General features: G+C 73.4%; 19 protein-coding genes and 2 pseudogenes. 20 read left to right on the forward strand and 1 reads right to left on the reverse strand.

Annotated elements, in window-relative coordinates; genetic code table 11:
- Window positions 1-11: 11 nt before the first annotated feature.
- From E4N62_RS44005 to E4N62_RS44045, 9 genes are all read left to right on the forward strand, one after another.
- Window positions 12-707: an antibiotic biosynthesis monooxygenase gene (locus E4N62_RS44005; RefSeq protein WP_230223853.1), complete on the forward strand. Its 696-nt coding sequence runs from the start codon at window positions 12-14 to the stop codon at window positions 705-707.
- 276 nt (window positions 708-983) lie between these two features.
- Complete coding sequence (locus E4N62_RS44010) at window positions 984-1313, forward strand: TcmI family type II polyketide cyclase (RefSeq protein WP_184903535.1); 330 nt, start codon at window positions 984-986, stop codon at window positions 1311-1313.
- Entirely contained in the window at window positions 1310-2581 is a 1272-nt protein-coding gene (locus E4N62_RS44015; RefSeq protein WP_230223854.1) for a beta-ketoacyl synthase, read from the forward strand. The genes E4N62_RS44010 and E4N62_RS44015 overlap by 4 nt, the downstream gene beginning before the upstream one ends.
- Window positions 2578-3792 (forward strand): ketosynthase chain-length factor, encoded by a 1215-nt coding sequence (locus E4N62_RS44020; RefSeq protein WP_230223855.1) that lies wholly within the window; start codon window positions 2578-2580, stop codon window positions 3790-3792. The genes E4N62_RS44015 and E4N62_RS44020 overlap by 4 nt, the downstream gene beginning before the upstream one ends.
- A 47-nt stretch (window positions 3793-3839) precedes the next feature.
- A complete protein-coding gene (locus E4N62_RS44025; protein ID WP_184903541.1) occupies window positions 3840-4109 on the forward strand; it encodes an acyl carrier protein in 270 nt (89 codons plus the stop codon).
- A gap of 16 nt (window positions 4110-4125) precedes the next feature.
- Window positions 4126-4914 carry a 3-oxoacyl-ACP reductase FabG gene (fabG, locus tag E4N62_RS44030; protein WP_230223856.1) on the forward strand — a complete coding sequence of 263 codons (789 nt, stop codon included), beginning with the start codon at window positions 4126-4128 and terminating at the stop codon, window positions 4912-4914.
- Window positions 4915-4943: 29 nt separating this feature from the next.
- The gene (locus E4N62_RS44035; protein WP_230223857.1) at window positions 4944-5888 is read left to right on the forward strand and encodes an aromatase/cyclase; all 945 of its coding nucleotides are present in this window, start codon (window positions 4944-4946) and stop codon (window positions 5886-5888) included.
- A 2-nt stretch (window positions 5889-5890) separates the two neighbouring features.
- A complete protein-coding gene (locus E4N62_RS44040; RefSeq protein WP_230223859.1) occupies window positions 5891-7378 on the forward strand; it encodes an FAD-dependent oxidoreductase in 1488 nt (495 codons plus the stop codon).
- A gap of 98 nt (window positions 7379-7476) precedes the next feature.
- The gene (locus tag E4N62_RS44045) at window positions 7477-9012 is read left to right on the forward strand and encodes an FAD-dependent monooxygenase (RefSeq protein ID WP_230223861.1); all 1536 of its coding nucleotides are present in this window, start codon (window positions 7477-7479) and stop codon (window positions 9010-9012) included.
- 171 nt (window positions 9013-9183) lie between these two features.
- Here the strand turns inward: E4N62_RS44045 and E4N62_RS44050 are convergent, their stop codons facing one another.
- Window positions 9184-10269 carry an acetylserotonin O-methyltransferase gene (locus tag E4N62_RS44050; RefSeq protein WP_230223862.1) on the reverse strand — a complete coding sequence of 362 codons (1086 nt, stop codon included), beginning with the start codon at window positions 10267-10269 and terminating at the stop codon, window positions 9184-9186.
- Window positions 10270-10710: 441 nt separating this feature from the next.
- Between E4N62_RS44050 and E4N62_RS44055 the strand changes: the two genes are divergently transcribed.
- The 11 genes and pseudogenes from E4N62_RS44055 (at window position 10711) to E4N62_RS44105 (ending at window position 21369) form a co-directional block, all read left to right on the forward strand.
- Entirely contained in the window at window positions 10711-11856 is a 1146-nt protein-coding gene (locus E4N62_RS44055; RefSeq protein WP_230223863.1) for an inositol-3-phosphate synthase, read from the forward strand.
- A gap of 202 nt (window positions 11857-12058) precedes the next feature.
- A pseudogene (locus E4N62_RS44060) lies at window positions 12059-12205 on the forward strand (hydrolase TatD); the annotation flags it as partial.
- Between the two features lie 288 nt (window positions 12206-12493).
- Window positions 12494-12823, forward strand: coding sequence for a 4Fe-4S dicluster-binding protein (locus E4N62_RS44065; RefSeq protein ID WP_184903552.1), 330 nt, complete (start codon window positions 12494-12496; stop codon window positions 12821-12823).
- Window positions 12820-14730 carry a hypothetical protein gene (locus E4N62_RS44070; RefSeq protein ID WP_230223864.1) on the forward strand — a complete coding sequence of 637 codons (1911 nt, stop codon included), beginning with the start codon at window positions 12820-12822 and terminating at the stop codon, window positions 14728-14730. Before E4N62_RS44065 ends, E4N62_RS44070 begins: the two co-directional genes overlap by 4 nt.
- Before the next feature lie 57 nt (window positions 14731-14787).
- Window positions 14788-15332 (forward strand): annotated as a pseudogene (locus E4N62_RS44075) (amidase family protein); the annotation flags it as partial.
- A gap of 45 nt (window positions 15333-15377) precedes the next feature.
- Window positions 15378-16181 carry an amidase family protein gene (locus E4N62_RS44080; RefSeq protein WP_230224221.1) on the forward strand — a complete coding sequence of 268 codons (804 nt, stop codon included), beginning with the start codon at window positions 15378-15380 and terminating at the stop codon, window positions 16179-16181.
- A 4-nt stretch (window positions 16182-16185) separates the two neighbouring features.
- Complete coding sequence (locus E4N62_RS44085) at window positions 16186-17703, forward strand: glutamine synthetase (protein ID WP_230223865.1); 1518 nt, start codon at window positions 16186-16188, stop codon at window positions 17701-17703.
- A gap of 161 nt (window positions 17704-17864) precedes the next feature.
- Window positions 17865-19151: an adenylosuccinate lyase gene (gene purB / locus E4N62_RS44090; RefSeq protein WP_230223866.1), complete on the forward strand. Its 1287-nt coding sequence runs from the start codon at window positions 17865-17867 to the stop codon at window positions 19149-19151.
- Window positions 19135-19539 carry a GNAT family N-acetyltransferase gene (locus E4N62_RS44095; RefSeq protein ID WP_230223867.1) on the forward strand — a complete coding sequence of 135 codons (405 nt, stop codon included), beginning with the start codon at window positions 19135-19137 and terminating at the stop codon, window positions 19537-19539. Before purB ends, E4N62_RS44095 begins: the two co-directional genes overlap by 17 nt.
- A 132-nt stretch (window positions 19540-19671) precedes the next feature.
- Window positions 19672-20472 carry a response regulator transcription factor gene (locus E4N62_RS44100; RefSeq protein ID WP_374117247.1) on the forward strand — a complete coding sequence of 267 codons (801 nt, stop codon included), beginning with the start codon at window positions 19672-19674 and terminating at the stop codon, window positions 20470-20472.
- Between the two features lie 141 nt (window positions 20473-20613).
- The gene (locus E4N62_RS44105) at window positions 20614-21369 is read left to right on the forward strand and encodes an MFS transporter (protein WP_230223869.1); all 756 of its coding nucleotides are present in this window, start codon (window positions 20614-20616) and stop codon (window positions 21367-21369) included.
- Window positions 21370-21519 lie beyond the last annotated feature (150 nt).

Consider the following 21519-nt stretch of genomic DNA (forward strand, 5'->3'; position numbering starts at 1 on the left):
GCGAAGGACCCATGCCCAAGATTTCCGTCGAGGACAAGCACCTGACCGTCCTCAACCTGTTCACCACCGACGCTCCCGAGAAGCAGGACAAGCTGATCGAGGAGATGACGAAGATCGTCGACGCGGCGACGTACGAGGGCTGGATGTCCTCCACCGTGCACGCCGGCGTCCAGAGCCCGGGCACCGCCAACTTCATCCAGTGGCGCAGCGGCGAGGACCTGGAGAAGCGGTACTCGGGCGAGGAGTTCAAGCACCGCACGCTGCCGGTCTTCGGCGAGATCACCACCTCCATCCGCCTGCTGCAGAACGAGGTCAGCTTCGTGCTGACCCAGCCCGGCCAGGGCGGCGTCGCCGACATCGGCCCGCACCGCGACGACTACACCGTCATCGGCGTCTTCGGCGTCGAGGCAGGCGACCAGGACGAGCTCGTCGACGCGCTCGGCGAGGGCCAGAGGTGGTTCCTGGACGTGCCCGGCTTCGTCTCGCACGTCGTCCTCAAGGGCCTGCGCGCCCGCGGCCTGGACGGTCTGTTCGTCGTCTCCTACTCGCAGTGGGAGAGCAAGGAGGCCTTCGAGGCCTACCGCGACCAGCCCGCCGAGCAGTGGCCCGAGGGCCGTGCCAAGGCCGTGGGCCGGGTGCGCGCGGTCGCCACCTCCGCGGACGTGAACACCTACCAGGTGGTCCACACCCGTTCCGCCGGCGAGTGAACCCGGCGCGTCCTTCGTGACGCGCCGCCCCGCCCGCACGCCTCCGGACTGCCCGGCCGCCCACGGTGTGCCGGTCCGTCCGGAGGCGTACGCATGCCCGCACCCGGGTCCGCACCCGGGTCCGTGCCCGCCGTCACCGGCTCCGGCCGGACTCAGGCGCTGCGCGGGCCGGGCGCTACCGCCGGGCCGCACTGTCGAGGCGTTGGAGAGCCAGCGCCGAAGCCAGCGAAGCGAACGAAGCGAACCCCTCCACGCACACGCCGAGGAGCCAAACCTATGCACAGCACGCTCATTGTCGCCCGGATGACAGCCACCTCGAGCACCGACGTGGCCCGGCTGTTCGCCGAGTTCGACCGGACCGAGATGCCCCACCGCATGGGAACGCGGCGCCGCCAGCTGTTCTCCTACCGGGGCCTGTACTTCCACCTCCAGGACTTCGACGAGGACAACGGCGGCGAACTGATCGAGGCCGCCAAGCAGGACCCCCGCTTCGTGCGGATCAGCGCCGACCTCAAGCCCTTCATCGAGGCCTACGACCCCGCGACCTGGCGCTCCCCGGCCGACGCGATGGCCACCCGCTTCTACCACTGGGAGGCGTCCGCGTGAGCCGACGTCGCGTTGTCATCACCGGCATCGAGGTGATCGCCCCCGGCGGTGTGGGCAGGGAGAACTTCTGGCAGCTGCTCAGCAGCGGCCGTACCGCCACCCGCGGCATCACCTTCTTCGACCCCTCCCCCTTCCGTTCCCGGGTGGCCGCCGAGGCAGACTTCGCCCCCTACGAGCACGGCCTGAGCCCCCAGGAGGTCCGCCGCCTGGACCGGGCCGCGCAGTTCGCCGTCGTCGCCTCGCGCGGCGCGGTCGCCGACAGCGGCATCGACCTGGCCGCGCTGGAGCCCCACCGCGTCGGCGTCACCGTCGGCAGCGCCGTCGGCGCCACCATGGGCCTGGACCAGGAGTACCGCGTCGTCAGCGACGGCGGCCGCCTCGACGTGCTGGACCACACCTACGCGGTGCCGCAGCTCTACGACTACATGGTGCCCAGCTCCTTCGCCTGCGAGGTCGCCTGGGCCGTCGGCGCCGAGGGCCCCTCCACGGTGGTCTCCACCGGCTGCACCTCCGGCATCGACTCCGTCGGCTACGCCGTCGAGCTGGTCCGCGAGGGCTCCGCCGACGTCGTGATCGCCGGCTCCTCCGACGCGCCCATCTCACCGATCACCATGGCCTGCTTCGACGCGATCAAGGCCACCACACCCCGGCACGACGAACCCGAGTGCGCCTCCCGGCCCTTCGACAAGACCCGCAACGGCTTCGTCCTCGGCGAGGGCGCCGCGTTCTTCGTCCTGGAGGAGCTGGCAAGCGCCCAGGAACGCGGGGCGCACATCTACGCCGAGATCGCCGGCTACGCCACCCGCTCCAACGCCTACCACATGACGGGCCTGCGCCCGGACGGCAAGGAGATGGCCGAGGCCATCGACCTCGCCCTCGCCGAGGCACGGCTCAACCCGGAGGCGATCGACTACGTCAACGCCCACGGCTCGGGCACCAAGCAGAACGACCGGCACGAGACCGCCGCGTTCAAACGCAGCCTGGGCGAGCACGCCTACCGCACCCCGGTCAGCTCCATCAAGTCGATGGTGGGCCACTCGCTCGGCGCGATCGGCTCCATCGAGATCGCCGCCTCCGCGCTGGCCATGGAGTACGACGTGGTCCCGCCGACCGCGAACCTCCACCACGCCGACCCCGAGTGCGACCTCGACTACGTGCCCGTCGTCGCCCGCGACCAACTCATCGACGCCGTCCTGACGGTCGGCAGCGGCTTCGGCGGCTTCCAGAGCGCCATGGTGCTCGCCAGCCCGGAGAGGAGCCTTCTATGACCGCCTCCGTGGTGGTGACCGGCCTGGGCGTCGCCGCGCCCAACGGCCTGGGAGTGCAGGACTACTGGTCGGCCACCCTGTCCGGCAAGCACGGACTGGGCCGGGTGACCCGCTTCGACCCCTCGGACTACCCCAGCCGACTGGCGGGCGAGATCCCCGCCTTCGTGGCCGAGAACCATCTGCCCAGCCGGCTGCTGCCGCAGACCGACCGGGTCACCCGGCTGGCGCTGGTCGCGACCGACTGGGCGCTGAAGGACGCCGGAGCCGACCCCGCGGCGTTCGCCGAGTTCGACATGGGCGTCATCACGGCCTCCGCCGCCGGCGGCTTCGAGTTCGGCCAGGGCGAACTGCAGAACCTGTGGAGCCGCGGCAGCCAGTACGTCTCCGCCTACCAGTCCTTCGCCTGGTTCTACGCCGTCAACAGCGGCCAGATCTCCATACGCAACGGCATGAAGGGCCCCGCCGGGGTCGTCGTCAGCGAGGGCGCGGGCGGCCTGGACGCCGTCGCGCAGGCACGCCGGCAGATCCGCAAGGGCACCTCCCTGATCGTCACCGGAGCGGTCGACGCCTCCATCTGCCCCTGGGGCTGGGTGGCGCAGCTGACCACGGGCAGACTGTCCACCAGCGACGAACCCGCCCGCGCCTACCTGCCCTTCGACCGCGACGCCCGCGGTTACGTGCCCGGTGAGGGCGGCGCCATCCTCATCACCGAGGACGCCCAGAGCGCCCGCGCGCGGGGCGCGAGGATCTACGGGGAGATCACCGGCTACGGCGCCACGATCGACCCCCGGCCCGGCAGCGGACGCCCGCCCGCCCTGCGCAAGGCCGTCGAGATCGCCCTCGCCGACGCCGGCGCCGACGCGCGTGACGTCGACGTGGTCTTCGCCGACGGCGCCGGCGACGCGGCCGGCGACCTGATCGAGGCCCGCGCGATCAACGACGTGTTCGGGGAGCGGGGCGTGCCCGTGACCGTGCCCAAGACGATGACCGGCCGCCTGTACTCGGGCGGCGCGCCGCTGGACCTCGCAGCCGCCCTGCTGTCGATGCAGGACGCGGTCCTCCCGCCCACGGTGCACATCGACCCGTGTGCGGACTACGGGCTCGACCTCGTCCTGGGCCGGCCCCGCCCGGCCGAGGTGCGCACCGCCCTGGTCCTGGCCCGCGGCAACGGCGGCTTCAACTCCGCCATGGTCGTCCGCCGCCCCGCATGACCCACCGGACGCGAACCAACGACCCCCTCCGACGAAAGGACCCACCCATGACCGCCAAGCTCTTCACCCTCGCCGACCTCAAGCGCACCCTGCGGGAGGCCGCCGGGGTCGCCGAGGGCGTCGACCTGGACGCCGACATCCTCGACACCGAGTTCGAGGTGATCGGCTACGAGTCCCTGGCCCTGCTGGAGACCGGCAGCCTCATCGAACGCGAGTACGGCATCTGCCTGGACGAGGAGGCCGTCGGCGAGGCCAACACCCCGCGCGCCTTCATCGACGTCGTCAACGCGCAGCTCGCGCCCGCCCAGGCCGCCTGAAAGGAGCACCTGCGACATGAGCGACAACAGCACCGCGAAGGTCGCCGTCGTCACCGGCGCCACCAGCGGCATCGGCCTGGCCTCGGCACGCCTGCTCGCCTTGACCGGCCACCGCGTCTTCATCGGCGCCCGCGACGCCGACAACGTCGCCGCCACCGTCAAGGACCTCCAGGCCGAGGGCCTTCAGGTGGACGGCACGGTCGTGGACGTCCGTGACAGCGCCTCCGTCGACGCCTTCGTCCAGGCCGCCGTCGACCGCTTCGACACCGTCGACGTGCTCGTCAACAACGCCGGCCGCTCCGGCGGCGGAGTGACCGCCGACCTCACCGACGACCTGTGGCAGGACGTGCTGGAGACCAACCTCACCAGCGTCTTCCGGATGACCCGCGCGGCACTGACCACCGGCGGCATGCGCCACAAGAACCGCGGCCGCATCATCAACATAGCCTCCACCGCCGGCAAGCAGGGCGTCGTCCTCGGCGCGCCCTACTCCGCCTCCAAGCACGGCGTCGTCGGCTTCACCAAGGCCCTCGGCAACGAGCTCGCCCCCACCGGCATCACCGTCAACGCCGTCTGCCCGGGCTATGTGGAGACCCCCATGGCCCAGCGGGTCCGCCAGGGCTACGCCGCCGCCTACGACACCTCCGAGGACGCCATCCTCGAGAAGTTCCAGGCCAAGATCCCGCTCGGCCGCTACTCCACGCCCGAGGAGGTCGCCGGCCTGGTCGGCTACCTGGCCTCCGACACCGCCGCCTCCATCACCTCCCAGGCCCTCAACGTCTGCGGCGGCCTGGGCAACTTCTGACCGACCCGACCTTCTTCGAGGAGAACCTCATGACCACACGTGAGGTCGAGCACGAGATCGGCATCGACGCCCCCGCCGCCGCCGTCTACGCACTGCTCGCGGACGTGACCAACTGGCCGCGGATCTTCCCGCCCACCATCCACGTCGACCGGCTTCAGACACAGGCCGACGAGGAGCGCATCCGGATCTGGGCCACCGCCAACGGCAAGCCCAAGGACTGGACCTCGCGCCGGACCCTGGACCCCGCCAACCTGACCATCACCTTCCGCCAGGAGATCCCGGCACCGCCCGTCAAGCACATGGGCGGCACCTGGATCATCGAACCGCTCGGCGAGGCGCGCTCCCGGGTGCGCCTGCTGCACGACTACAGCGCCCTGGGCGACGACCCGCACGACCTGCTGTGGATCGAGCGGGCGGTCGACAAGAACAGCACCTTGGAACTCGCCGCGCTCAAGGAGAACGTCGAGCGGGCGCACGCCGCCGACACCGAGGAACTGACCTTCTCCTTCACCGACACGGTGCACGTCGCCGCAAGCGCCAAGGACGTCTACGACTTCGTCAACGAGGCCGACCGGTGGGCCGAGCGACTGCCGCACGTGGCCGTCGTACGCCTCACCGAGGAGACGCCCGGCCTGCAGGAACTTCAGATGGACACCCGGGCCAAGGACGGCTCGGTGCACACCACCAGGTCCTACCGGGTGGTCTTCCCGCACCACAGGATCGCCTACAAGCAGGTCACGCTGCCCGCGCTGATGACCCTGCACACCGGCGAGTGGACGTTCACGGAGACCGAGGAGGGCACCGCCGCCTCCTCGCAGCACACCGTCACCCTCAACACCGACAACATCGCGCGCATCCTCGGCCCCGACGCCACCGTCGCCGACGCCCGCGAGTACGTGCACACGGCGCTGTCCACCAACAGCTGCGCCACGCTGTCGTACGCCAAGGCCCACGCCGAGCAGAAGCGGGCCTGACCGTGACAGCGGAGCGCCTGACGGCTGATGTGGTGGTCGTCGGGGCCGGTCCCGTCGGGCTGATGCTCGCCGGTGAACTGGCCCGCGACGTCAACGTGGTGCTGGTGGAGAAACGGCGCGCCCCGGACACCACGTCGCGGGCCTCCACCCTGCACGCCCGCACCATGGAGATCTTTCAGAGCCGGGGCCTGATACCCGATCTCGGCGAGCCGCCGAACGAGGTGCGCGGGCACTTCGGCGGCATCCCCCTCGACCTCACCCTGCCCAGCACCCACCCGGGCCAGTGGAAGGTGCAGCAGACGAAGACCGAGGCGGTCCTGGAGGAGTGGGCGCTGGCCTCGGGCGCGGAGCTGAAGTGCAAGCACGAGCTGGTCGCCGTCGGCGAGGTCGGGGACTGGGTCGAACTGGAGGCCCTCGGCGACCAGGGCGTCCTGCGCCTGCGCTGCCGCTACCTGGTGGCCTGCGACGGCGAGGACAGCACCGTGCGCCGGCTGATCGGCGCCGACTTCCCCGGCCAGGACGCCCGCCGGGAACTGCTGCGCGCCGACATCGCCGGCATCGACATCCCCGACCGGCGCTTCGAACGCCTGGAGCACGGGCTCGCCATCGCCGCGCGCCGCCCCGACGGCGTGACCCGGGTGATGGTGCACGAGTTCGGCTCCGACGCCGGGCGGCGCTCCGCAGGCGCCCAGTTCGAGGAGATCATCACCGTCTGGAAGCGGGTCACCGGCGAGGACATCAGCGGCGGCACCCCGCTGTGGGTCAACGCCTTCACCGACGCCTCCCGGCAGCTGACCCACTACCGGCACGGCCGGATCCTGTTCGCCGGCGACGCCGCTCACCAGAAGATGCCGATCGGCGGCCAGGCCCTCAACCTCGGCCTGCAGGACGCCTTCAACCTCGGCTGGAAACTGGCGCTGCACCTGCGCGGCAAGATCGGCGACGACCTGCTGGACACCTACCACACCGAACGGCACGCGGTGGGCAGGCGGGTCCTGGCCAACATCAGGGCCCAGGCCCAACTGCTGCTCGGCGGACCCGAGGTGGAGCCGCTGCGCACCCTGCTGACCGAACTCATCGCACAGCAGGACGTCCGCACCCACCTCGCCGGGATGATCAGCGGCCTGGACGTGCGCTACGACATCGAGGGCGACCCCCACCCGCTGCTCGGCGCCCGGATGCCGCACACCGACCTGCACACCGCGCACGGCCGCGTCCACCCCCCGCGCCTGCTGCGCACCGGCGGCGGCGTCCTGGTGGACCTGCGCGCCGGGGCGTCCAGCGAACCGCCGGCCGGCTGGACCGACCGGGTCAGCGCGGTGTCGGTCCGCGCGGAGGACCGTGAACTCCTGCACGGCGCCGACCGGGTGCTGCTGCGCCCCGACGGTCACATCGTCTGGGCCGGCCGGGACGCCGGCGACGCCGGGCTGGAGCAGGCCCTGACCCGCTGGTTCGGCCCGCCCAAGCCGGTGCGCCGGCTGGAGTACTGAGCCCCACGCCCCTTCCCTCTCCCCGCCCTGCCCTGCCGGTGACCGCCACCCCTTGCCGGGCCCGACATGATCCCGTCGCCAGGAAGGAAACAACCCCTATGGAACCCGTGGAAGGCACCACGACCGACACCGACGTCATCGTCGTCGGGGCGGGCCCGACCGGACTGATGCTCGCCGGTGAACTGCGCCTGGGCGGGGCTCGTGTGGTCGTGATCGAGAAGCTCGCCGCTCCCACCGGGCAGTCCCGCGGCCTGGGCTTCACCGCCCGTGCCATGGAGACGTTCGACCAGCGCGGCCTGCTGCCCCGCTTCGGACAGGGCGAGAGCCTGGAGACCAGCCCCATGGGCCACTTCGGCGGCACCGTCTTCGACTTCACCGTGCTGCCCGACGCCCACTTCGGAGCCCGGGGCATCCCCCAGGGCGACACCGAGGCGGTGCTGGAGGGCTGGGCGGCCGAGACCGGCGCCGACATCCGGCGCGGCTGGGAGTTCGTGTCCCTGTCCGACGGCCACCTCGACGGCGACACCGTCGAGATCACCGTCCGCACACCCGCGGGCGAGGACCGCACCCTGCGCGCCGCCTACCTGGTGGGCTGCGACGGCGGCGCCAGCCGGGTGCGCCGGGCCGCCGGTTTCGACTTCCCCGGCAGCGACGCCCGGCGCGGCATGTACCTCGCCGACATCACCGGCGTCCACCTGCGCGCCCGTCACCTGGGGGAGCGCTACCCGGGCGGCATGGTGATGTCCGCCCCGCTCACCGAGGACGTCTGGCGCATCATCGTCTGCCCCGACGGCCAGCCCGCCCACGACCGCGAACGCACCGTCACCTACGCGGAGGTCGCCCAGGCCTGGCGGCACATCACCGGCGAGGACATCAGCGCCGGCAGCGCCTGCTGGGTGAGCTCCTTCACCGACGCCACCCGCCAGGCCTCCGAATACCGGCGCGGCCGCGTCCTCCTGGCCGGCGACGCCGCCCACATCCACCTGCCCGCCGGCGGCCAGGGCCTGAGCACCGGCGTGCAGGACGCGGCCAACCTCGGCTGGAAACTGGCCGCCGTGCTCCGCGGCGACGCCGGCGAGGCACTGCTGGACACCTACCACGACGAACGCCACGCGGCCGGCCGCCGCCTGCTGATGAACACCCGCGCCCAGGGCACCGTCTACCTCGGCGGCGCCGAGTCCGAGCCGCTGCGCGAACTGTTCACCGAACTCATCGCCCACGACGACGTCAAACGCCACTTGGCCGGCCTGGTCAGCCACCTCGACATCCACTACGACCTGTCCGTGCCCGGCGAACCCGAAGCACCGGCCCACCCCCTGACGGGCCGCCGGATGCCTCCGCGCCTGCTGATCGGCGCCGCCGGCGAGGCCCGTGTCGCCCAGCTGCTGCACACCGGACGCGGCGTCCTGCTGGACCTGGCCGACGACGCGGAGACCCGCCGTGCGGTGACCGGCCGGGAGGACCGGGTCGACGTCGTCACCGCGACACTGAAGCCCGCCGACGGGCCCGACCCGCTGGCCGCCGCCACGGCCGTCCTGATCCGCCCCGACGGGTACGTGGCCTGGGCGTCCGACGGTGCCACGACGACGGGCCTGGAGCCGGCGCTGCGGCACTGGTTCGGCCCGGCCCGCTGACCGGCGGGTAGCGGGTAGCGGGGAGCGAGGAGCGGGGCACCTGGTGACGGGGCGCCCCGCTCCGGCGCGCCTACGGCCCGCCGCGCGGGGGACACCCCCGGTACGCCGCAACGGCCCCCGCCGCGCCTCACTGAGGCGCGGCGGGGGCCGTTGCGGCGTACCGGGGGCCGGTCAGACCGGGATCGCCTCGACGATCGAGACCGCCGAGGCCGTCTCCACCACACGCTCCAGGCGGAAGCCGGCGCGCAGGAGCAGGTCGGCGTACTGGGAGGCGGTACGTTCCCTGCCACCGACCAGGAGCATCAGCCACAGGTCGACGAGCTTGCCCGAGTGCGGCTCCTCGCCCTCCTCGGGGATCACCATCTCCACCAGCAGCAGACGGCCGTCCGGCCGGATCGCGGACCGGACGTTGCGCAGGATCTGCAGGGCCTGCTCCTCGGGCCAGTCGTGGACGATGTGCTTGAGCACATAGGCGTCCCCGCCCTCCACCACCGGGTCGAACAGCCCGCCGGCGTGGGTGGTGCAGCGGTCGGCGACCCCCTGCCCGGCGAGGAACTCGGCCGCGCCGTTGCCCTCCACCCGCGGGTCGGACAGGATGCCCCGCGCCCCGGGTGCCTGCCGCAGGATGCCCGAGAGCAGCCCGCCGCGTCCGCCGCAGAAGTCGACGACCGTGCCGAAGCGCGAGAAGTCGTAGGCGGCGACGACCGGTCCGGTCTCGGTGTCGGACATGTTGCCCATGCCCCGGATGAACACCTCGCCGTACTCCGGGTTCTGCTCCAGGTACTCGAAGGCACCCATCCCGCGGTGCTTGGGCGGGCTCGGCTCGCCGGTGACGACCGAGTCCAGCAGACCGCTCCAGTCCTCCCAGTGCGTGGGGTGGCCCATCAGGACGGCGATGTCACGCATCGTCATGGGGTGGTCGGCACGCAACGCGTCGGCCATCGGCGTCAGTTCCCAGGTCCCGTCCGCACGCGCGGCGAAGACACCGTGCGAGGCGAGCAGCCGCAGCACCCGGCCCAGGGCGTCGGCGTCGGCGCCGGTCCGCTCGGCGAGGTGCTCGACACCGAGCGGGCCGTCCGCGAGTTCGTCGGCGACCCGCAGCCGTGCCACGACATACAGCGCCTGCGTGACCATGGACCCCATGGCCAGTTCCAGCAGGGCGAACGGCGGAGGCGCCAGCTGACGGCTCCGCCGCTGCAGATCCGCACGGGCCTTCTCCGCTTCCCGGACGACGTGCGGGGGCGGCAGTTCGGGCATCAGATTCCTCCAGACAGGGGCGGGAAAAAAGGTGTCCCAACCGCCGGAAGGGACCCGGCCACCACGGTAGGGACAGGCCTTGGCGCAGCCCTGGAGAGCGACTCGGACACCGCTGGAGTTCCGGCGCACCGGTTTGACAACGGCCCCAGGACCCCGCCCGCACGGGCGGCACCGCCCTTCCCGGCGGCCATGAACGGGATCCTCCGCTCCGCCCCGACCACAGTGCGCCCCCGCTCCCATGGAGAGCGCCCCGGCCCACCGGCCGTGGCCCCACGCCCGCCGCGACGCCGGGATCAGCGGGGAGCGCCCCGGGCGCGCATCACATCCGGCGCAGAGCGGCTCGCGGCCCGCTCGACGCGCGCCGGAGAACGACGCCCGCCCGCCGGGCCGCTCGGCATTCTGACCGGGCATCCGCTTGCCGCCCCGCCCCGACCGACCCTCATGGAGGCTGCCTGTGTCCCCTCACCCGAAGACTCCTGCCGCCCCGCGCCGACCGGCGTGTGGCTGATCGGGGCGCGCGGATCGCTCGCCACGACGGCGATCGCCGGCTGCGCCGCGCTGGCGGCCGGCCTGATACCGCCCACGGGCCTGGTCACCGAGACCGACGCCTTCGCCGACAGCGGCCTGCCCCCGCTGCCCTCACTGGTCTTCGGCGGCCACGACACGGCCGCCACCCCGCTGGCCAAACGGGCGGAGGACCTCGCCGCCCAAGGGGTGCTGCCGCACTGGATGCCGGCCTCGGTCCGGGAGGAACTGGCCGCCGCCGAAAAGCGGATCCGCCCCGGCGTGCCCCTGCCCGGCGACGGCCGCGGCCACGAGGAACTGACCGGCGTCCTCGCCGGACACCTGCGGGAGTTCGCGCACACCACCGGCGCGGCCCGCACCGTCGTGGTCAACGTCGCCACCACCGAACCGGCCCCCGAGCCCGGCGGCTGGCCCGCCAGCTCCCTGTACGCGGCAGCCGCCCTGCGCGTGGGCTGTTCCTACGTCAACTTCACGCCCTCGACCGGGCTGCGCCACCCCCAGCTCGCCGTGACCGCGCCGGTGACGGGCCTGCCGTACGCCGGCCAGGACGGCAAGACCGGGCAGACGCTGCTCCGCTCGGTCCTCGGGCCGATGTTCGCCCAGCGGGCGCTCGCCGTGCGGGCCTGGTCCGGCACCAACCTGCTGGGCGGCGGCGACGGGGCCTCGCTCGCCGACCCGGCCGCGGCGGCCGCGAAGAACGCCGGCAAGGAACGGGTCCTCACCGACACCCTCGGCACGACGCCCGAGGGCCAGGTGCACATCGACGACGTACCGGCGCTCGGTGACTGGAAGACCGCCTGGGACCACGTCGCCTTCGACGGCTTCCTCGAAACCCGCATGGTCCTGCAGACGATCTGGCAGGGCTGCGACTCCGCCCTGGCCGCCCCGCTGGTCCTGGACCTGGCCCGGCTGCTGGCCCGCGCCCACGAACGCGGCCTGTCCGGCCCACGCCCCGAACTCGCCTTCTACTTCAAGGACGCCGACCCCGGCGCCCCGGCCTCCCTGGCCGAGCAGTACGCCCGCCTGCTCGCCTTCGCCGAACGCCTGAAGGACCCCCGTTGAACACACCGGCGGAACCGGCGGAACCGGCGGAACCGGCGGAACCGGCGGAACCGGCGGAACCGGCGGCCTGGCCGGCGTGCGGGCCGGTGCCGGCCCGCACGCTCGCCGCTCGCCTCGCGGCCACCCGCCCGCCGGCCGCCCCGCGGCCGGGGACACCGTGCGGGCCTGGGCCGACCCGCTCAGGCTCCCGGCGCTCCTGACCGTGGACCTCGTGCTGTGGCGCAGCCCGGTCGCCTTCTACTCCCTCTCCGGCCGTCTCGACCTCTGCCTCACCGCCACCGGACCCACCCACCAGGGCAACTCCGTGCTGCGCGGCACACCCGCCCGCCCGATCCCCGCCGGGCGGTGAACGGTGTGTTCCCTCCGCCACGACGGCAGCGCCGTCCACCTCGCCCACCGCACCGGCGCGCACCCCGCCGAGGACCTCGACGGCGTCCTGGCCCTCCTCGGCGACCACTGCGCACCGCCTCCGCCACGGGCTGCTGCTCCAGCCGGCGGGCCTGACCGGAAGCAGCCCCTCCCCGGGGCTCGACCCGGTCTTTAACTCAGCTCAGGGACCGGTCTAGATACGTCCCGGAACATCAAGGGCGTCCGACTCCGGCTGTGGTCAAGACGACTCACGAAAAAGGTCTCCGCCGTGAAAAAGATCGCCTCGTCGGCCGCGCTGTCCGGGCGGGCCGAACGGATCACCGAACGCGCCCGCCCCGACAACTGGAAGAAGCCGCCCCGCCGCATCGAGAAGTCCGAGTGCATCACCTGCGACACCTGCCTGCGCAGCTGCCCCGCGGAGTTCGGGGCCATCTTCGACCGCGGCCTGGACGTGGTGATCATCCCCGAGCTGTGCTCGGGATGCCCCGCGTGCGTGCTGGAGTGCCCCGTCGACTGCATCTACGTCGACGAGGACTGGACGCCGACCGACGAGGCGATGTGGAACCACATCGGGCTGACCGCCGAGGAAACCCCATGAGAGGCCAGGAACGGGCCGAGTCCCGCCGCGCCGCCAACGCCCGCAAACGGATCAGCCGCCGCCCCAGCCGGCTCGGCATCCCGGCCGGCACCCAGACACCCGACCACGCCTTCGACCCGGACGCCGGCTTCCCCGGGCTGCTGAAGGACACCTGGCACCGCGCCGAACAGGCCGCCGACCTGCGCTCGTTCGTCGAGGTGCTGCTGAGTCTCGACGGCCACGTCCCCGCCGACGTGCAGCTGCGCGCGCTCGGCGGCGCCGAGGAGGCCGCGCTGCAGGCACTGTGCTCCCTGTCCTGGCGCGAGGAGAACACCCCCGCGCCGGCCCCGCGGGAGGGGCGGGAGGCCGCCTTCCTCGGCGAGATCGGGCTGTCCACCGGCGGCCGCATCAGGGTGCGGGTGCCCGGGAGCGAGCCGCTCGCCCGGCCCGAACTGGTCGGCCGGCCACGGCAGGTGCCGTGGACGTCCCGCACCCTGCGGACCTACCAGGAGCTGCTGCGGCACGCCGCCGCACGCGAGGACCGCTCGGCCGCCGACTGCCGCACCTGGCTGCACCAGCAGGGCGAACAGGGCCGGCAGGAACTGCTGGAGCAGGCCAAGGAAGCGGCCCTGCGCACCGCCCCGTTCGTGCTGTACCAGCAGGACAAGCTGTACACGAACTTCCGCGGCCCCAACAATCTCACCGGCAAGACCCTGTGGCCCGGCCACCCCGACTGCACCCTGAGCGACCTTCAGCAAAGGCCGCTGGACCTGTGGTCGGACAGCGAGGTGCAGCTGCTGGTCTGCCTCACCCTGCTCATCCGCTCGGCCGGCCCCGGCCGGGTGGAGGAGGCCAACGGCACCCAGCTGACCGTCGGCCACGTCGCCCACATGCTGGAGCGGATCCGCCGCGGCTACAACAGCGTGCTGGGCGGCGAGACCATCGCGCCGGCCGCCTCACAGGACATCCGCGCGCTGGACGCCCTCGCCGTCGCCCTGCGCGCACACCGCCCCGCCACCCAGCGCGGCGCCCAGCTCTACCGCGAGATCCACGGCGCGCTCATGCACAAGATCGAGCGGGTGGCCGCCGCCCCCGGGCAGCGGGCCCGCGCCCGCGAGGACGCCGTCCGCACCCGGCTGGCCGAGAGACTCCCGCTGGCCGGCACCACCCTGGCCGAACTCGGCGACCATCTCGCCGCATCCCCCGACTGGCTCGCCGACCCGCACGGCGACTTCGAAACCGGCCTGGAATCCCTCGTCTACGAGACGGTCGCGGCGACCACCGAGGCGTTCGAGGCCGACTTCACCATGAGCCGCGGCATGCGGTCGCTGCCCGAACTGATCTTCGCCCTGCGCGAGGAACGCTGGGCGGAGATCTGCGACTGGGACATCACCCGCTTCTTCTGCTGCGTGGTCCCCGACCCCGAGGCACGCCGCCACTTCGGCGGCTCCGAGGCCGCCCTCGCCGACGCGGCCTGGGCCATGTCCTCGCGCATGCAGTACAACTCCTGGCACTTCATCGCCGGCAACCTGCCCCGCGAACCGGAGGTGAGGGCCCGCGACCACTTCGTGCCCCCCACCCTCCCCGACATTTCCTTCCACTCCGACCAGCACCACCACGGGCACGTCAACAACAACGTGCGGTTCGCGCTGCGCACCCCGCAGACGGTCGAGGTCGACGGACACCGCTTCCACGGCTTCATGGACCTCAGGCTGCTGCGCTGCGCCGGCGAACCCTTCGACGAGCAGGACCTGCTCGCCGCGCACCGCGTGTCGGCGTTCGTCGCCCGCGCCACGAGCCTCGCCGCCGCGATGGCCGTCGCCGGCCGGCCCGTCGAGGTCACCGCGTTCGACTCCCCGTGGCACTGGTCGGCCATCGCGGGCGGCACCGACGCCACCGCCGCCGGGCAGGTCCGCCGTGCGTCCTGACCCGCACGGCGGACCCCGCCCGCTCCCCGGACCCCGGCGCTCTTCGAGGACAGTCCGATGACCGCCCGCAGCATCAGCCACCTCAAGGACCTCCTCTCCCGAGGAGAGCTCACCGTCGTCGACCACGTCCGCTCCGTCCTGGCCGACATCCGCGAACGCGACACCCTGGGCGCCTACGTCGCCGTCGGCGGCGAGGAGGCCCTCAAAGCCGCCGAGCAGGCCGACGCCCGTATCCGCGAACGCGGCCGCGAGGCATGGTGGGAGCAGCCGCTGCTGGGCGTCACCGTCTCCGTCAAGGACCTGCTGCAGACCCGGGACCTGCCCACCACCCGCGGCTCGCTGCTGCCCAACGACCGGCCCCGCGAGGACGCCCCGGCCGTCGCCCGGCTGCGCGCGGCCGGCGCCGTCGTGGTCGGCAAGACCACCACCTCCGAGTTCGGCTGGAGCGCCTGCACCGTCGGCCGCGTCGCCCCGCCCACCCGCAACCCCTACGACCCGCGGCTGACCGCGGCGGCTCCAGCGGAGGCGCGGGCGCCGCGGTCGCCGCCGGACTGTGCGAGGGGGCGCTGGGCACCGACGGGTCCGGCTCCATCCGCATCCCGGCCGCGTTCTGCGGCGTCGTCGGCTACAAACCCTCCTACGGCCGGGTGCCCTACTGGCCCAACGGCGCCGACCGCCTCGCCCACCAGGGCCCCTCGCCGCCGGCGCCGACGCCGCCTGCTCGGCCAGGTCATCGCCGGCCCCACCCCACCGACCCCGACTCCGGACTCGGCTCCCTGGACTCCCCGCGCGACCTGCGGGCCCTCAGGATCGGCTGGATCGAGTACGAGGGCACCGACGAGGAGATCCGCCGCGTCACCGAACAGGGCAGACAGGCACTGCTGGCCGAGGGGCACCGCGTCGAGGACGTAGAGGTGCGCTGCCAGAACCTCTACCCGGCCGTCGTCGACATCCTCGCCGCCACCGAGGCCGCCGGCACCCCGCCGGAGATCGAGTCCTTCTGCGACCCCGGCCGCCTGGAGATCGTCCGCCACGGCCGCACCCTCAGCGGCGTACGCGTCATCCGGGCCGAGGAGGTGCGCCAGAACCTGCGCGCCACCCTGCGCTCGGTCATGGACCGCTACGACCTGCTCGCCATGGCCACCGTGCCCGTCGAGCCGTTCGCGGCCGACGCCGTCGGACCGCCCTGGGCGGCCGACCCGCGCGACCTGATGTGGCTGGCCTGGGCACCCGCCTCCTACCCGTACAACATGACCGGCCAGCCGGCCGTGTCCCTGCCCGCCGGACCGACCCGCTCCGGGCTCCCGGCCGGACTCCAGCTCGTCGGCCCGGTCGGCGCCGACGACCTCGTCCTGACCGTGGCCCGCCGCCTGGAGGCGATGCTGCCGCCGCTGCCGCGCCCGCCCGTGCCCGACCTCACCCCCGCCGTCACCGGCGAAAGGACGCTCTGAAGCCATGTATGCCAGGTCATGGTCCGTCCCCGTCGCCGAAGGCGGCGCCGGGCGCCCGTCGTTCGTCACCGACCACGGGCTGTGGGACGCCGCCCAGCAGGACGCCGCCGAACGCCTCGAAGCAGCCCTGGACGACGTCGACCTCGTGCGCGTCGCCTTCGCCGACCCGCACGGCCTCGCCCGCTCCAAGACCCTCACCGCGCAGGCCTTCCGCGGCGTGCTGCGGGGCGGCATGAACTTCAGCCCCGGCCCGTTCCTGTTCGACACCGGGCACGCCGTCGCCGTCGACTTCCGCGGCGAGCACGGCATCGGCGTCGACGAGATCACCGGCGCCGGCAACTTCGTCCTGGTGCCCGACCCGCTGACCTTCCAGGTGCTGCCCGGCCCCGGCCCGCGCACCGCCTGGGTGATCGGCGACGAGTACCTGCGCGACGGCACCGCGCACCCGCTGTCCGCGCGGGCCGTCCTGCGCCGCGTCCTGGCCGCCTACACCGACCGCCGGCTCACCCCCGTGCTCGGCCTGGAGGTCGAGTGGTACCTCACCCGCCGCCTCGACGACGAGGCCGGCAACGAGGGCAACGGCTTCGGCCTGCAGGGCCGGGCCCCGCGCGTGTGCGCCGTCAACGCCGGCTACCAGTTCAACCTGGACGCCGCCTACGACACCGTCGCCCCCGTCACCGACCCGCTCGCCCTGGACCTGCTCGCCCTGGGCCTGCCCCTGCGCTCGATGGAGCACGAGTCGGGCCCCGGCCAGGTGGAGACCACCTTCAGCCCCATGACGGCCATGGACACCGCCGACGCGATGCTGCTGTTCCGCACCCACACCAAGCGGTTCTGCGCCCGCCGCGGCCACCACGCCTCCTTCATGTCCCAGCCGCTGCTGGCCGCCGCCGACCCCAGCGGCTGGCACCTGAACCAGTCCGTCGTGGAGAGCGCCACCGGCCGCAACGTCTTCTCCGCCGAGGGCTTCTCCGGCGGACTGTCCCCGCAGGGCAAGGCGTACGCCGAGGGCCTGATGTCCTGGGCCCGCGAGCTGTGCCTGCTGTCGGTGCCCACCGTCAACGGCTACCGCCGCCTGGCCGCCGAGCACGCCCTGGCCCCCACCCGCGTCGGCTGCAGCGTGGAGGACCGCACCGCCATGCTCCGCCTGGTCGGCAGCGGCGCCGGCGCCCACATCGAGAACCGCATGGGCGAGCCGTGCGCCAACCCCTATCTCAACATCGCCGCCCAGCTGTTCGCCGGCCTCACCGGCCTGACCGCCACCCCGCCCGAAACCGGTGCCGGGGCCGGGGGCGGGCCGGACGACGGACCCGGCCACGTGGTGCCCCAGCACCTGCGCGAGGCCCTGGAAGCCTTCACCGGCGGCCGCGCCGACCGACTCCTGGGCGCCCCGCTGACCGCCTGCCTGACCAGGCTCAAGGAGAGCGAACTGCGTCGCTACGAGGCCTGGACCACACACGCCGCACCCACCCCGGGCCAGGTCACCGAGTGGGAGCAGCGCGAGTACTTCGGAGCGTACTGAGGGAACGCTGCCGAAGCCGGGCCCGGTGCGGGGGCGCGGACACACCCCGCACCGGGCCCCAGCCCCACACCCCTTCCCCGCCCACCTATGACGGCGTAACAGCGCGCGGCGGACTCCTGCCCTGGCCCCTTCTGCCCACCACCCCCGGACGAAGGCCGACGATGATTCCTCGCTACACCCTGCCCGAGATGGCCGACCTGTTCACCGACCAGTCGCGCTACGCCACCTGGGTCGAGGTCGAGATCCTCGCCACCGAGGCCCAGGTGGAACTCGGCCGCGTACCCCGCCAGGCCCTGGAGGACATGCGCCGCGCGCCCGTCCCGCTCGCCGCCCGCGTCGCCGAGATCGAGAAGGAACGCGACCACGAGGTGCTGTCCTTCCTCGCCGCCTACTGCGAGCCGATCCCGCAGGACTCCGCCCGCTACGTCCACCTCGGCATGACCAGCTACGACCTGGTCGACACCGCCCTCGGCCACACCCTGGCCCGCGCCACCGACCTGCTCGTCACCGCCGCCCGGCGGCTGCGGCGCGTCCTGGCGACGCGGGCCCTGGAACACTGGGACACCGTCATGGTGGCCCGCACCCACGGCATCCACGCCGAGCCCACCACCTTCGGGCACAAACTCGGCGGCTACGCCTTCGCCGCCGACCGCTCCCTGGCCCGGCTGACCGCCGCCCGCCAGGCCGTGGCCGTCGGCACGGTCTCCGGCTCGGTCGGCACCTACTCCCTGATCGACCCGGCCGTCGAGGCCCACGTGTGCCGGGCGCTCGGCCTGGGCGTGGAGCCCGTGCCCAGCCAGGTCGTCGCCCGCGACCGGCACGCCCAGCTCCTGCAGGCGGTCGCCGCGCTCGGCGCCTGCGTCGAACAGGTCGCCCTGGAACTGCGGCTGCTGCAGCGCACCGAGGTCCGTGAGGTCGAGGAGCCCCGGGCCGGCGCCTACCAGGGCTCCAGCGCCATGCCGCACAAGCGCAACCCCACCACCAGCGAGCGGCTGTGCGGGCTGGCCCGCCTGCTGCGCGGCTACGCCTCCGCCGCCCTGGAGAACGTGGCGCTGTGGCACGAGCGGGACCTCGCCCACCAGTCGGTGGAACGGGTCGTCCTGCCCGACAGCCTGTGCGTGGGCCACTTCCAGGCGACGAAGGCGGCCGAACTGGTGCAGGCGCTGACCGTGCACCCCGAACGCATGCGCGCGCACCTCGACGCCACCGACGGCCTGATCTACTCCTCGCCCGTCCTCGCCGACCTGCTGGGCGAGGGCGTCGAACGCGAGCGGGCCTACCGTTCGGTGCAGGCCGCGGCGAACCGGACGATCGCCACCGGCGAGCACTTCTCCGCCACGCTCGCCCACGAGGGCATCGACCTCCCCGCGCTCGGACCCGAGCGTTTCCTCACCCACCACGACGTGGTGCGCAGCCGATTGGAGATCCTTCGTGACCTGGACGATTGAGCGGGTGGAGGGCGCCGCCCTGGACCTGGACGAGGTGCTGGAGGTGTACCGCTGCTCCGGCCTGGGCGAGCGGCGCCCGGCCGACGACCGCGAGCGGATGGCGGCGATGGTGCGCAACGCCAACCTCGTCCTGGTCGCCCGTGAATCCGACGGCACGCTCGTCGGCATCGCCCGCAGCGTGTCCGACTTCTCCTACGTCACCTACCTGTCCGACATCGCGGTGGCCGGCACCCGCCAGCGCTCCGGCATCGGCCGCGCCCTGATCGACGCCACCCGCAAGCAGGCCCCGACGGCGAAGATCGTGCTGCTGTCGGCGCCGGCCGCAACGGAGTACTACCCGCACATCGGTTTCACCGCCCACACCTCGGCGTGGGTGCTGAACCCGTAGGACCACGGACGGCCGGTCCACCGGTCCACCCGTCACCGCGTGGACGCGGCCCCGTATCCGGGCTTCAGCCGGACTCGACCGCCGGTGCCTACGGTCGGGAGCGGACCGCCGCGCAGGACCCTTGGGGGAGGCATGAGCCAGATGACGACGGCACAGACGCTGCCGGAGATTGACACACCCGCCCCGCAGCCGGTTCGCCCGGCCGACGGCGTACCCGGGGCCCCCATGGCCTCCATGGCCTCCAAGGCCGCCCCGGTCTCCGCCGCGGCCCCGGTCTGCACGGCGGTGCGCGTCCTGGTGGTGGACCCCGACCTCGGCGACCCCCTGATCGCCCAGCTGCGCCGGCACGGCCACCAACCCGTCGGCGTCACCCGCGGCGGCGCGGCGCTGCAGGCCTACGGCGACGCCGACCTGGTGCTGCTCGCGCTGGAACTGCCCGACCTGGACGGGCTGGAGGTGTGCCGCGCCATCCGCTCGGCCAGCCGCGTCCCCGTCATCATCGTCACCGCCCGCCACTCGGAACTGGACTGTGTCCTGGGCCTGCAGGCCGGCGCCGACGACTACGTCACCAAGCCCTACGGGATGCGCGAGCTGATGGCCCGCATCGAGGCCGTGATGCGCCGCACCCGGTGGCAGCCCAGCACGGTCGAGGAGATCCGGCACGGCTCGCTGCGCATCGACGTCAACTCCCGCGAGGTCACCGTGGACGGCGTCGCCGTGACCCTCACCCGCAAGGAGTTCGACCTGCTGTGCCTGCTCGCCTCGCACCCCGAGACGGTCATCCCGCGCAAGCAGCTGCTCCACCGGGTCTGGGGTGACACATGGTCACGCCGCACGGTGGACACCCACGTCAGCAGCCTGCGCGGCAAACTCGGCGCCAGCGGCTGGATCGTGACCGTGCGCGGGGTCGGCTTCAAACTCGGGCACGGCTGAACCCCGCCCCGCCTGCACCCGGCCTCGACGCGCCCTTGAGCGGCCCTTGCTGTACTGCCTGCCGCGCGCGGTGGCGCCGACGACGAGCCGGGGGAGAGGGGGTGGGTCCGGTTGCCTCAGCGACCGGCACGAGAGCCCGCCATGCACCCCAAGGACGCCACAGCCACGCCGCGCACACCCCTCGTGGCCGCCGTACGGCGCACTGCGCCGACGGCAGCCGTACGGCGCGCCGGGCCCGTGGTGCGCCGCCACGCCGTGAGTCTGCTGCTGCCCCCGCTCGTCCTGGCGATCCTGTTCTGCCAGCTGGACGTGTCCGCGGCGCGCGGCGGTCCGTCGTGGGCGGCCACCGGGGCCCCGCTGGTGACGGCCGCCGCCCTGCCCGCCCTCGGGGCCCTGGCCGACCGGCACGGCCGCCGCCGCGCCGTGATCGGCTCCCTCGCCCTCCTCGTGGCGGGCACGCTGCTCGGTGCCGCCGCCCGGGACGCGGGCCCGCTGCTCGCCGCACGTGTCGTCCAGGGCCTGGGGACGGGCGGGGCGACGGCCGGCGTGGTGGCGCTGTTCGCCGAACGCCTGCCCGCCCGCGAACGGGGCCCGTACCTGGCCACCCTCGTCGGTGCGACCGTACTGGCCCTGTCCACCGGCCGCCTGGCCGACGTCACGCTCGCCACCCACCTGTGGGTGCCCTGGGCCACCGTCTGCCTCGGCGCGCTGGCCCTCGCCCCGGCCGCGGCCCTGCCCCGCCGCTTCACGACAGGGCCTGCGGCGACTACCGCCGCGCGGCCCTGCTGCTGCTCGCCGTCACCGCCCTGGTCCACCTCACGACCCGCGCCCGCACCACCCCCGCCCCGGCCGTGGACGGCGCGGTGCAGCTGCTCCTCGGCGCCCTCGGCCGGCTGACCTCCCTGCTGTCCGGCCTCCCCGCCGTCTGACGTCTTCCCGGCATCGCTGCCTCCACCACCGTCCCACCCTCGTTTGAGCGCCTCGGCCGACCGTGGCGGCGGAGCAGGCAGACGTCGCCGACGGCACACACGCGCCCCGCTCCGCCCG

The sequence above is a fragment of the Streptomyces sp. MNU76 genome (assembly GCF_020982545.1).
In the GTDB taxonomy this organism is placed as follows: domain Bacteria; phylum Actinomycetota; class Actinomycetes; order Streptomycetales; family Streptomycetaceae; genus Streptomyces.